At 48.7% G+C, this 13,190-nt stretch carries 11 protein-coding genes; 9 read left to right on the plus strand and 2 right to left on the minus strand.

All coding sequences use genetic code 11. The features are described 5' to 3' along the window. Nucleotides 1–71 precede the first annotated feature (71 nt). The 5 genes from HB364_RS20295 (at nt 72) to HB364_RS20315 (ending at nt 5,753) form a co-directional block, all read left to right on the plus strand. Nucleotides 72–2,465 carry an alpha-ketoacid dehydrogenase subunit alpha/beta gene (locus tag HB364_RS20295; RefSeq protein WP_167290153.1) on the plus strand — a complete coding sequence of 798 codons (2,394 nt, stop codon included), beginning with the start codon at nt 72–74 and terminating at the stop codon, nt 2,463–2,465. Nucleotides 2,466–2,527: 62 nt separating this feature from the next. Next, entirely contained in the window at nt 2,528–3,151 is a 624-nt protein-coding gene (locus HB364_RS20300) for a trimeric intracellular cation channel family protein (RefSeq protein ID WP_167290154.1), read from the plus strand. A 25-nt stretch (nt 3,152–3,176) separates the two neighbouring features. After that, complete coding sequence (locus tag HB364_RS20305) at nt 3,177–3,980, plus strand: PhzF family phenazine biosynthesis protein (protein ID WP_167290155.1); 804 nt, start codon at nt 3,177–3,179, stop codon at nt 3,978–3,980. Nucleotides 3,981–3,990: 10 nt separating this feature from the next. Next, complete coding sequence (locus tag HB364_RS20310) at nt 3,991–4,323, plus strand: hypothetical protein (protein WP_167290156.1); 333 nt, start codon at nt 3,991–3,993, stop codon at nt 4,321–4,323. A gap of 122 nt (nt 4,324–4,445) precedes the next feature. Then, a complete protein-coding gene (locus tag HB364_RS20315; RefSeq protein WP_167290157.1) occupies nt 4,446–5,753 on the plus strand; it encodes an IPT/TIG domain-containing protein in 1,308 nt (435 codons plus the stop codon). A gap of 182 nt (nt 5,754–5,935) precedes the next feature. Here the strand turns inward: HB364_RS20315 and HB364_RS20320 are convergent, their stop codons facing one another. Beyond that, nucleotides 5,936–6,658, minus strand: coding sequence for a YebC/PmpR family DNA-binding transcriptional regulator (locus HB364_RS20320; protein WP_167290158.1), 723 nt, complete (start codon nt 6,656–6,658; stop codon nt 5,936–5,938). 151 nt (nt 6,659–6,809) lie between these two features. After that, entirely contained in the window at nt 6,810–8,483 is a 1,674-nt protein-coding gene (locus HB364_RS20325) for an amino acid permease (RefSeq protein WP_167290159.1), read from the minus strand. 233 nt (nt 8,484–8,716) lie between these two features. Here HB364_RS20325 and HB364_RS20330 point away from each other — a divergent pair, with 233 nt between their 5' ends. From HB364_RS20330 to HB364_RS20345, 4 genes are read left to right on the plus strand one after another with little or no spacing between them, the layout of a single operon-like run. Further along, on the plus strand, nt 8,717–10,093 hold the full coding sequence (locus HB364_RS20330) for a dicarboxylate/amino acid:cation symporter (RefSeq protein WP_167290160.1): 1,377 nt from the start codon (nt 8,717–8,719) through the stop codon (nt 10,091–10,093). A 38-nt stretch (nt 10,094–10,131) separates the two neighbouring features. Next, the gene (locus tag HB364_RS20335) at nt 10,132–10,893 is read left to right on the plus strand and encodes a DedA family protein (RefSeq protein WP_246228556.1); all 762 of its coding nucleotides are present in this window, start codon (nt 10,132–10,134) and stop codon (nt 10,891–10,893) included. A 3-nt stretch (nt 10,894–10,896) separates the two neighbouring features. Beyond that, complete coding sequence (locus HB364_RS20340; RefSeq protein ID WP_167290161.1) at nt 10,897–12,144, plus strand: MFS transporter; 1,248 nt, start codon at nt 10,897–10,899, stop codon at nt 12,142–12,144. Nucleotides 12,145–12,164: 20 nt separating this feature from the next. Next, a complete protein-coding gene (locus tag HB364_RS20345) occupies nt 12,165–13,169 on the plus strand; it encodes a glycosyltransferase family 9 protein (RefSeq protein WP_167290162.1) in 1,005 nt (334 codons plus the stop codon). The last annotated feature ends 21 nt before the right edge of the window (nt 13,170–13,190 follow it).

The raw sequence follows: 13,190 nt of genomic DNA on the forward strand, positions 1-13,190 counted from the left end.
GGGTAATGACAATTTTTTAACATCCGGGGAAAAGCGGCTCAACGGGGGCAGATTATTAATACTTTTACGCCATGGAAAACACGATTCACAACCCATTGCTGACCAGCGAGAAACTTTCTTTCGACAAGTTCAGGGAAGAAGTGCTCCGGGACTACCGGATGGCCTGTGAAAGCCGGGAAGCCAGCCTGATGGGTCGTAAAGAGGTATTGACGGGAAAGGCAAAATTTGGCATTTTCGGCGATGGTAAGGAAGTAGCCCAGATCGCTGTCTCCAAATTCTTTAAACCCGGCGACTTCCTGTCGGGGTACTACCGCGATCAGACCCTCGCCTTTGCCACGGGGCAGGCTACCCTCGAAGAGTTTTTCTCCCAGTTGTACGCCGATCCCGATACGGCGAATGACCCTCATAGTGCGGGCCGCCAGATGAACTCCCATTTTGCTACGCCTAATGTAGACAGTAATGGCAACTGGCTGGACCTTGTGAATCGTAAGAATATTGCTGCCGGCATGGCGCCTACCGCCGCTCAAATGCCCCGCTCACTGGGTTTTGCACTGGCATCTACCCTGTTCCGCCATTCTCCTGCCTTACAGGATATGCACGAACTGAGCGATAATGGCAACGAGATCTGTTTTTGCACCATTGGCGATGCCTCTACCTCGGAAGGCCATTTCTGGGAAACCGTCAATGCGGCCGGTGTACTGCAGGTGCCCCTGGCTGTATTTGTATGGGATGACGGATATGGTATTTCAGTGCCTAAAAAATACCAAACTACCAAAGGCTCTATTTCTGAAGCCCTCCGGGGAATGCAGAAAAAAGACCATACCAATGGTTTTGATATCTATAAGCTGAAGGCATGGGACTATGCCGGTATGTGTGAAATACTGGAAACAGCTATCCAGAAAATACGCACCACCCATATTCCTGCCTTATTCCATGTGGAAGAAGTAACACAGCCGCAGGGACATTCCACCTCTGGTAGCCATGAACGCTATAAGAGCCCGGAGCAACTGGAATGGGAACGGGAATGGGACGGCAACAAAAAAATGCGCGAATGGATACTGGAAAATGAACTGGCCAGTGAAGATGAATTGCACGATATAGAGATAGAAAGTAAAGAACTGGTGCGCGATAGTAAGAATCATGCCTGGGAAAAATACATAACGCCCATCAAACAGCAGGTGGCGCATTGTGTGGAATTATTCGATGCCCTGATCATGCAGGGAGTGGATGTGCATGGCGATATTGAAAAAGCAAAACGGGAACTGGCATCCAACCGGGAACCGGCGCGGAAAGATATACTGCAAACCCTGCACAAGGTAATGGATGCTGCCGGCGATTCTTTAATGGCCGGTGAAGTAAAAGCTTTGTATGCTTTGCTTAAGCAGGATGGCTATCACTCTTACAGCACTTACCTGTATGACGAAAGTCCGAAGAGCCCGCTGAAAATAAAACCGGTGGTTGTTGAATATGCACAGGAAGCGCCCCTGATCAATGGTTATGAAATACTGAACAAGTACTTTGATGCGCTCTTCAACAGCAATCCCAAAGTACTGGCATTTGGAGAAGATGTAGGGAAGATCGGGGATGTGAACCAGGGCTTTGCCGGCCTGCAGGCCAAATACGGAGAGCACCGCATCTTTGATACTGCTATCCGGGAGCTTACCATTATGGGGCAGGGCATTGGCCTGGCTATGCGCGGGCTGCGTCCTATTGCCGAAATACAATACCTCGATTACTTACTATACGGTCTGCAACCGCTGAGCGATGATGCGGCCAGTCTGCACTGGCGTACCAGAGGCCGCCAGAGCTGCCCTCTCATCGTACGTACGCGCGGCCATCGCCTGGAAGGTATCTGGCACAGCGGATCGCCCATGGGCATGATGATCCATTCCCTGCGGGGTATGCACATCTGCGTGCCACGCAACATGGTGCAGGCAGCCGGTATGTACAATACCCTGCTGGCAGGAAATGATCCGGCCATTGTGGTAGAGTCGCTCAATGGTTACCGCCTCAAGGAAAAGCTGCCTTCCAACTTACTCGATTACCGCGTACCATTAGGCGTACCTGAAATAGTGCGGGAAGGAACAGACATTACTGTTGTATCTTATGGCTCTACCCTGCGTATTGTGCAGGAGGCGGCGGTGGTGCTGGAGAAATCCGGTATCAGTTGCGAAGTGGTGGATGTACAAACCCTGTTGCCTTTCGATATTGGCCATCATATCCTGGCTTCCCTGAAGAAAACCAACCGCATACTGTTTGTAGATGAAGATGTGCCGGGTGGCGCCTGCGGCTATATGTACAATGAAGTCATGGAAAAGCAGGGTGGCTATCGCTGGCTCGATGTATCGCCCCGTACCATTACAGCTAAAGCGCATCGTCCCAGTTATGGCAGTGATGGCGATTACTTCAGCAAGCCCAACCTCGAAGAAATTATTGATGTGATCAGGGAGATGGTCGCAGAATAAAAGTAGCTGGTTACTGGTTACCAGAAACTAGCAACCAGTAACCTTGCAATGTGTAACCTTCAATGGATACCAGTTTCCTTTTTATTATTGACATCCTCGGAACAGTAGCCTTCGCGGCCTCCGGTGCTTTTTCTGCTATGGACAGGAAGCTGGACCCTTTTGGCGTGGTCATTCTGGCCTTTGTTACGGCCATTGGTGGCGGTACGTTGCGGGATATACTCATTGGTAATTTGCCGGTGGCCTGGTTGCAGAATGATGTGACGGCCATCGTTATCCTGGTTACCGCCTTTGTTACTTTGTTCTTTGGCCGTTATGTAAAGCAGTTCAATAAAACGCTCTTCCTGTTTGATGCCCTTGGTCTCGGCGTGTTTACCCTCATCGGGCTGGAGAAAGGATTACAAATGGAGCTGAGCCCCGGTATCTGTATTGCATTGGGTACCATTACCGCCTGCTTTGGCGGAGTGATACGGGATGTGCTGCTCAACAATGTGCCGCTCATTTTTCACCGGGAGATCTATGCTTCTGCCTGCATCCTGGGTGGAGGGCTTTACCTGTTATTACGGGAAACCGGACTGCCTGCCGACTGGAATACCATTATCTCTATACTGGTCATTGTATTGATCCGTATTATTGCCATGCGCTATAAACTGATGCTGCCGCGGGTATATGAGGGGAGGAACAATTAATTTTACTATCAAAGACCATGATACTATGAAACTCACGCTTTACCAGGTAGATGCTTTTACCGATAAATTGTTTGGTGGCAATCCCGCCGCTGTTATTCCCTTGCAGGAATGGATCAATGATGAGCTGATGCAGCAACTGGCATTGGAAAATAACCTCAGTGAAACAGTCTTCTTTGTACCCGCTGCTGCCACAGACGCGTACGATTACCATATACGCTGGTTTACGCCTGCTGCAGAGATCAACCTCTGCGGGCATGCTACCCTGGCATCGGCCTGGGTATTGTATTATATGCTGGGCTATGACAAACCCACTATCCGGTTTTATTGCAAAAGCGGGCTGCTCACCATTACCCGCCGGGATGATATTATTAGTATGGATTTTCCGGCCTGGAAGCCGGAACCCGTAAAGGATTTCCCGGCAGACCTGGCAGTGGCATTGGGTTTTGTTCCGTTTAAGCAGGTATATAAACAACGTGATTTCCTGGTAGAGCTGGACAATGAGGAAGCGGTGAGGAACTGTCAGCCCGATTTTACCCGGCTGAAAAAAATGGGAGAGAAGGTGATCATCACTGCCCAGGGCAATGCCGTGGATTTTGTGTCCCGTTTCTTTGCCCCGGTAGTAGGGGTTGATGAAGATCCGGTAACGGGTTCGGCCCATTCACAATTGATTCCTTATTGGGCAGAAAAGCTGGGAAAGACTAACTTGCGGGCGAAACAGCTTTCCCGGCGTGGTGGCGAGTTGTGGTGTGAATACCTGGGTGAACGGGTTACCATAGCGGGCAAAGGCGTGTTCTTTATGAAAGGGGAAATCAACCTGTCAGGTTTTTAAAACAACAGACGTGTTATCAGCGAAAGAAAAACGATTTATCAAATACTGGGAAGAGCAGCGTACAGGCGGCCGCTGGTCTTACTTTGCTTTATACATACCGGTAGGAACCTTCCTGTGTGGTATACTCACCGCTTTTCTGCTTTCCATGTTCGCTATTGTCGGGGTAGATTATTTTGTTTCTGTAATTATCATCAGTGCCGTAGTGTCTGTAACCATTGCCCTTGGCACTTGGTTCAACAACGAAAAGAAATTCAAAAAGCTCATACACCGTGAAGTCACAAAAGGCAAACTAATGGACGAGCTGTCTGCGGACAACACCGCTGCTGATGATAAAACAACCTGAGTCAACACACTACCTATTTCATTCATTCCTTATCAGTTACTACTACATCATCATGTAGTGGCCTATTCTTATTGGCCGGTTATTTTTGGCGGAGGCTTATCTCTTAAACCAAAATAACCTACATGAATGCGATTAAAAAGTTATTCGTTATCCTGATCCTTGCCTTATCGGTTGGTTGTGGTAAAAGCAAGGATAGTCCCTCACCGGCTATCAGTTCTATATTTCCCGACAATGGTGTATGGAGTACCATCGTAACCCTGCAAGGGAGTAATTTTTCGGCTACACCTGCCAATAATGAAGTACTGTTCAACGGCAAGCCGGCAAGAGTGGTGACTGCCACTGCAGCACAGCTTACCGTGGAAGTACCGAAAGGCGCCGGCACTGGCCCGGTCACTGTTAAGGTGGGCGGAAAAACTGTTGCCGGTCCTGTATTCAACTACACTTATATCTATTCTGTAACCACCCTGGCCGGCAGTACCGGCGGATTTGCGGATGGTACAGGAACTGCTGCGCAATTTGTAAGCCCTATGAGTGTTTGCACAGATGCGCAAGGGAACATATATGTAGCTGATGTAAATAATTACAAGGTGCGAAAAATCACGCCCGGAGGTATCGTGAGCACCTTTGCCGGCAGTGTATTTGGTTATGCGGATGGCAATGGTACGGCAGCGCAGTTTAAAGGTCCCTGGGGGATCTGTTCAGATGCGCAGGGAAATATCTATGTAACGGATATCAATGAATACAAGATCCGCAAGATCACGCCGGCCGGGGTGGTAAGCACCTTAGCAGGTAGTACGCAAGGGCATGCCGATGGAAGCGGGTCGGCTGCACAATTTAATGCCCCCGCAGGCATTTGTGCAGATATGCAAGGCAATTTATATGTAACAGATGAAGCCAGTCATGTGATCCGCAAGATCACGCCGGCCGGTGTGGTCACTACCCTGGCAGGCAGTACACAAGGCTATGCTGACGGTACTGGTGCGGCGGCGAAGTTTTCCTCACCGAGGGGTATATGTGCAGATACACAGGGTAATTTATTCGTGGTCGATGCGGCCAACACGAGGATCCGCAAGATCATCCCGTTAACTAACGGGACCGGGGAGGTAAGTACGCTGGCCGGCAGTACTGCAGGCGATAGCGATGGCATTGGTACGGCAGCACGATTTTCTGCACCCAGTGGCATATGCATCGATCCGCAAGGTAATCTGTACACAACAGAGTTTACTAATAATAAAGTGCGTAGGATCATCCCGTTGGCTAACGGGACCGGTGTAGTAACTACATTGGCCGGCAGCTCAGTGGGTTATATAGATGGCGGTGCTACCGGCGCAAAGTTTAATGGTCTTTATGGTATTTGTATTGACAGGCAGGGCGCCTTTTATGTGGCCGACCGGTACAATTATAAGATCCGTAAGATCAGTGGTGAATAAACCGGCCGACCGTATTGTTGGCGAATCCGGTGACAGCGCTTAGGAGTGAATAGGAAAAGAACCCAGCATACAGAATCCAGCATTCAGCATAAATACAGGTACGTAAAAGAGTAAGGCCGTAAGTATTTGCCACTGCAATTACTTACGGCCTTCTTCTGTATTCTGAATGCTGGATTCTTACATTAAGCGAGGTTATGGAACACCTTCTGCACATCATCGTCCTGTTCCAGCTTATCTACCAGCTTCAGTACTTCCTGGGCTTGTTCTTCTCCCAACTCTACGGGTGTGCCGGGAATCCATTCTACTTCTGCGCTGATGGGCGTAATGCCTTTTTCTTCCAGGGCTTTCTGCATATTGCCAAAATCGGTAAAGCCTACCCGTACTACCAATACCGTTTCGCCATTCTCACCGGTGCCTTCACCCAGTTCTTCCAGGCCGTGGTCAATCAGTTCCAGCTCCAGGTCTTCCTGGTTCAGGCCTTCAGGCTTTAACTTGAAAACACCCATTTTCTTAAACTGGAAGCTTACGCTGCCGCTATTGCCGAGGGTACCATTGCCTTTATTGAAGATGGACTTTACGTTGGCAACCGTGCGTACGTGGTTGTCGGTAGCGGTTTCTACCAGGATGGCTATGCCATGAGGGCCATATCCTTCATACAGGATCTCCTCATAGTTCTCCATTTCCTTGCCCGATGCCCGCTTGATGGCCGCTTCCACCCGGTCTTTGGGCATGTTTACGCTCTTGGCGTTTTGCATACACCGCCGCAAGGCGGGGTTGGTATTGGGATCGGGGCCACCGGCTTTTACGGCGATGGCAATTTCTTTTCCAATACGGCTGAACTGTTTGGCCATGCGGTCCCAGCGGGCGAACATGGTAGACTTACGGACTTCAAATATGCGACCCATGATAGTTTATAGTTTCGAAGTTTCTTGTTCTGGTTTTACCCACCGTAGCCCTGGCGCCGCAGGCGGGGGTGCAAAAATAGAAAAAAAGCCCGTTCACGGGAGATGAACGGGCTTTTTATATCTATTTGAAGGCAAATTACAAAGCGAGGGCTTATTTCTTTTTAGCGATTTTGCTGCCAAAGTAAATAGCATGGAGGGCGGCAAAGATCAGCGAGAAATAGTAAATGCCGGTATCGGGCGTTATAGAAGCGTCTTTCTTTTGATCTTCCAGTGTCAGGTAATGATGCAGGAAGGCAACACCCGCCAGTACAAGCGCCAATATCAGGCCGGTCCAGCCTACCACTTTATTACTTTGTGAGGCAGTACGGGGCAGTTTGGACGATAATTCACTGTGGCGAATGCTGTAAGCCAGGTAAATATCAAAACCGATCAGCATCCACACGATCAAACGGATCCAGGTGTCCAGCGGCAGGAATACCATCATGAACAGGCAGGTAGCCACGCCGAGGAAGGGAACGATGGGCACCAGCGGGGTTTTGAAAGCGCGGGGTGCATCGGGCATGGTTTTACGCATCACCACCACCCCGATAGATACCAGGATGAAGGCAAACAAGGTACCGATACTGGTCATTTCACCTACCACGCGGGCGGGAACGAAGGCCGCAAAAAGGCTCACGAACAGCATGAACAACAGGTTGTTCTTGGCAGGTGTGCGGAATTTTTTATGTACATCAGAGAATACGCCGGGCAACAGGCCGTCTTTACTCATACTGAAGAATACGCGGCTTTGGCCCATGAGCATCACCAGGATTACAGAAGCATAACCCGCCAGGATGGCTACCACGATGGCGCGGTTCAGCCAGGGATAGTCGGGGTGTATCACGCCGGCTGCATCGGTTGTACCCATGTGATCAATAGCTACGGCTACCGGGGCAATACCATCCTGACCTTTGAAGGTCTGGTAGTTGGTAACGCCGGTCATTACGTGGGCGAACAATATATATAATACGGTACAGATGGCCAGTGAACCGAGGATACCAATAGGCATGTGTTTCCGGGGGTTCTTGGCTTCCTGTGCCGCCGTACTCACCGCATCAAAGCCGATGTAGGCAAAGAACACAATGGCGGCTGCACGGATGATACCGCTGAAACCAAATTCGCCAAACTTGCCGGTATTCTCCGGGATGTAGGGCGTATAGTTGTCGTTGTTAATGTATTGCCAGCCCAGGAAGATGAAGATCAATACCACGGTTACTTTCAGGGCAACGATGACGGCATTGACGGTGGCGCTTTCCTTGGTACCCTTGATCAGCAGGGAGCTCATCAATACCACAATGAATACAGCAGGGAGGTTGATCACGCCGCCATCCCAGGGTCCTGTAACCAGGGCCGCCGGCAGGTGGATGTCAAAGCCTTCGAGGAATTTCACCAGGTACCGGCTCCAACTGATACTTACGGTAGCAGCGCCCACGGCATATTCCAGTACCAGGTCCCATCCGATGATCCAGGCAATAAATTCACCCATGGTAGCATAACTATAGGTATAGGCGCTACCGGCTACCGGGATCATAGAAGCAAATTCTGCATAACATAAACCGGCAAAGGCGCAACCCGCTGCCGCTACAATGAAAGAGATGGTGATGGCCGGACCTGCCTGGTTAGCAGCCGCACCACCGGTGATGGAGAAAAGACCAGCGCCGATGATAGCGCCAATACCGAGTGCGATCAGTGCACCGGCGCCAAGGGTTCTCTTAAGGGTGTGGCCTCCGGTATCCTGCGCTTCGGCTAGTAAGGACCCGAGGGGTTTCTTAACGAACAAACTCATACAGTTGGTTATAGTTTATAATGTGACCAATAAAATAAATAAAGGCGGAAAGATAAGGATTTATTAATCACAATTTTTTTAAAATGGGCCAGTGGCGGGCTTTATCACCATATATGGTTATATGCAATACTCCGGTTTTACAGGCCATTGTTTTTTAGCGATATACCTTATATTGCAGGCTATTATTTATAGGAAACGCTCATTCGTTTCAAAGCCTCACCATATACTACATTATGAATAAACGCAGGATTGGGATTCTTGTATTGCTGCTGCTTAGCCTTGTAGCAGTTCTTTATTTCCTCCACTTTTATAACATTGCTCCCATTCCCAAAGCCATATTACAGGCAGCCCATTGGCTGTTCATCGCCAGTCTTATCTTATTTGCCATTGCCAGGCGGTCGCTTACTACCTGGATACTGGTCAGCATGGTGATAGGAATAGGGATCGGGTTGGATTTTCCTGCATTTGCTCAAAATCTCCGGTTTCTCAGCCAGATTTTCCTGCGTATGGTCAAAACCATTATTGCACCCATCCTGTTTGCCACCCTGGTAGTAGGTATTGCGGGCCATTCAAACCTGAAGCAGGTAGGGCGGATGGGGTGGAAATCTATTCTGTATTTCGAGATTGTAACCACCCTGGCCCTGGCCATTGGATTGATCGCTATAAACATTTCACAGGCTGGTGTGGGCATTACCATACCGGAAGGCTTTAACCAGGAGTTGCCCGAAACAAAGCCGCAATCATGGCAGGAAGTCATCCTGCATATCTTCCCCGAGAATTTTGTAAAATCTGTTTATAATGGCGATGTTTTGCCCATTGTAGTATTCAGTGTAATTTTTGGTATTTCACTGGCCCTGCTCACAGAAGAGAAACGCAAACCTTTGTTGAAGTTCTCTGAAAGCCTGGCAGAAACCATGTTTAAGTTCACCAATATTATTATGCACTTTGCGCCATTTGGGGTGGGGGCAGCCATTGCTGTTACGGTAGGTCACCTGGGGATAGGGGTCCTTGCCTCTTTATTAAAATTACTGATCACCTTATATGTAGCCTTATTTGTCTTCCTCGTTGTTGTGTTGTTCACTATTGCATCCATTATACGCATTCCCATCAAACAATTTATAAAGGCCATTTCAGAACCGGTTTCCATTGCCTTTGCCACTACCAGTTCTGAATCCGCTTTGCCAATCGCCATGGAAAATATGGAGAAGTTTGGTGTGCCGCGCAAAATTGTGTCGTTCGTGCTACCTACAGGGTACACATTTAACCTGGATGGCACTACTTTATATTTATCGCTGGCTTCCGTATTTGTGGCGCAGGCGGCCGGCATACATATGAGTATTGGTCAACAGGCGATGATGGGACTAACGCTCATGTTAACCAGCAAAGGAGTGGCAGGCGTACCCAGGGCTTCATTGGTTATCCTGTTGGGAACGGCGGCTTCTTTCGGATTACCGTTATGGCCTATTATGGCTATTTTGGGAATTGATGAACTGATGGATATGGCCAGGACATCGGTAAATGTGATCGGTAATACCCTGGCCAGTTGCGTCATTGCACGGTGGGAAGGCGAATTTGATGATGAAAAGGCAATGGCATTTAAAGCTGATTAACCTAAACGCTAATACCTTAATACTTTTAAGCACGTAGTATGAGTTTGCTGGACATGATCTTACTGGATTTTCACTGGAAGCAGTTATTAAACCCTCAGTTCTATATAGAGAATGGTGGCTTGTGGTTATTGCTGTTCGTGGTATTTGCTGAAACCGGATTATTTGCCGGCTTTTTTTTACCGGGCGATTCCCTCCTGTTTGTAGCAGGCATCTATGCCCATGAAGGGGAAGGCGGTAAGCCGGGTATTACGAATGAATTATTACAATTGGTGGGCCTGGGTCATGTACGCAATGAATGGCTGGACCTCATCCTGCTGTGGCTGCTTATTTCGTTCATGGGTATACTGGGCAATATGGTGGGCTACTGGACCGGCCGTAAGATCGGGCCGGCCATGTACCATTGGAAAGATAACATGCTATTCAAGAAACACTACCTGCACCAGGCGCATGATTTTTATGAAAAGAGAGGGGGGAGCGCCATTGTAATAGCCCGTTTCCTGCCCATCATCCGCACTTTTGCCCCCATTGTGGCTGGTATTGTGCAAATGGATAGAAAGAAATTTACCTATTATAATATAGTAGGCTGCCTGGCCTGGGTATTCAGTATGCTCTTTGCCGGCCACTTCCTGCAAAAATGGATCCTGTCGCAGTTTGGATTTGACCTGAAACAGCACCTGGAGGTCATTGTAATTAGTATTATACTGGTGACTACGGCGCCGGTACTCTTCAAAATATTCTTTGGAAAAAGAAAGGCCGGCGAAGAAAAGCTGCCGCCTACTAACGAAACAACGCCCGAATAGCCTATGCAACAGAAACCTGCTTCTGTTTTTAACATTGCTGTCATTGTAGCTGCCCTTGGATATTTCGTAGACATTTATGATCTGCTTCTGTTTACCATTGTACGCGAACCTAGTCTGGCAGGTCTGGGTGTAGACCTGACAAATACCAAGATGGTCCTTGCCGCCAGTACCAAGATCATCAACTGGCAAATGGTGGGGTTACTCATCGGCGGTATTGTATGGGGTATTATGGGTGATAAAAAGGGACGCCTGAGCGTATTATTCGGTTCCATCCTGTTGTATTCTGTTGCCAACTTTCTTACCGGGTATGTAAAGGATACCGACCAATATGCCTGGGCGCGTTTTGTAGCAGGTCTTGGCCTGGCAGGGGAACTGGGCGCCGGTATTACCCTCGTTAGTGAATTACTGCCTAAAAATAAAAGAGGTATTGGTACCTCACTGGTAGCCGGTATTGGTTTGTTTGGCGCCGTATTCGCTTATTTTACGTTCCAGTTTACCGATCAGGACTGGCGTCTTTGCTATAAAATAGGTGGCGGCCTGGGCATCGTGCTGTTAGTGCTCCGCATCAGCGTAGCTGAAAGCGGCATGTTCAAGGCTGTAAAATCACAGGAACATGTACAAAAGGGCAACCTGTTCATGTTCTTCACCAATGGCGAACGTTTCCGGAAATACATCCTTGCCATCCTCATTGGGTTGCCTACCTGGTATGTCATTGGCATATTGGTGAACCTCAGCAACCGGTTTGCTACTGAGTTTTATGGTAAAAACAACATAGAATCAGGCCGGGCCATCATGTTTGCCTATGCAGCTATTGCCATAGGCGATATCCTGGTGGGGCTCGTCAGCCAATACTTTAAAAGCAGGAAGAAAGCACTGTACCTGTTCTACTTTTTCTCCATTGTATCGGGTATCTATTTCTTCAGCGGCAATATCAAAAATGATGCGACTATGTATGCGGCCTGTGCGGCGCTGGGCTTCAGCACCGGCTTCTGGGCCATCTTTGTAACCATGGGCGCCGAACAGTTTGGCACCAACCTGCGGGCTACTGCCGCCACCACCATACCCAATATGGTGCGGGGGGCGCTGCCACTGATCAATATCATGTTCAAAGATGTATTCCAGGACTCCTGGAAATGGGGATTTATTTACAGTGCGGTTGTAACCGGCATTATTGTGATGGTCATTTCACTGGTTGCCGCTTATTTTACCCAGGAAACTTTTCATAAGGACCTGAATTATGTGGAGAAATAGGAAGCCTTAACTTCGCGGGCATGAAATTTCTCATCATCCGTTTTTCCTCCATTGGTGATATCGTATTGACCACACCGGTTGTGCGATGCCTGAAAAAACAGGTGTTGACGGCTGAGGTGCATTACCTCACCAAACCTTCCTATGGCGCCATTGTAAATACCAACCCCTATATCGATAAGGTGCATTACCTGCAGGATGATTTTGAGGCCATGATCGCCTCCCTGCGGGAAGAAGATTTTGATTATGTGATCGACCTGCACCATAACCTGCGCACGCTGAAGGTAAAGCGGGCATTGGGCAAGCAATCCTTTTCCTTCAATAAGCTCAACATCCCCAAATGGCTGCTCACCAATTTTAAGATCAACCGCCTGCCGGAGGTACATATTGTAGACCGCTACCTCGATACCCTGCAGTCCTTCGGCATCCGCAACGACGGCGCCGGGCTGGATTATTTTATTCCTGAGCAGGACAAGGTACAGGAAAGCGATATTCCCACTGCCCACCATGCAGGTTATATTGGGGTGGTGATCGGTGCAGCGCTCAATACCAAAAAGTACCCGCTGGAAAAACTGAAGGCGTTTTGCGCTTCCCTACAGCATCCCATCATTTTACTGGGCGGTAAGGAGGATGTGGCAGATGGAGAAGCTATTGCTGCAACCGACCCGGTGAAGATCTACAATGCCTGCGGCAAGTTCAACCTGCATGAATCGGCCGACCTGGTCAGGCGCGCCAAACTGATCGTTACCAATGATACCGGGTTAATGCATATTGCTGCGGCTTTTAACAAGCCCATTATCTCTCTTTGGGGCAATACCGTGCCTGAATTTGGTATGTACCCTTACATGCGGCAACAATCGTACGATATCATGGAGATCAAAAACCTGTCCTGCCGCCCCTGTTCCAAAATAGGTTACAACAAATGCCCGAAAGGACATTTTAAATGTATGCAACTGATCACGCCGGAAGCGGTGCTGGATAAAGTAAATGAAAGACTGGGAAGAAAAGGCATAGTGAATGGTCAATAGTGAATTCAATATCAACATTAA

The organism is Paraflavitalea devenefica (assembly GCF_011759375.1).
In the GTDB taxonomy this organism is placed as follows: domain Bacteria; phylum Bacteroidota; class Bacteroidia; order Chitinophagales; family Chitinophagaceae; genus Paraflavitalea; species Paraflavitalea devenefica.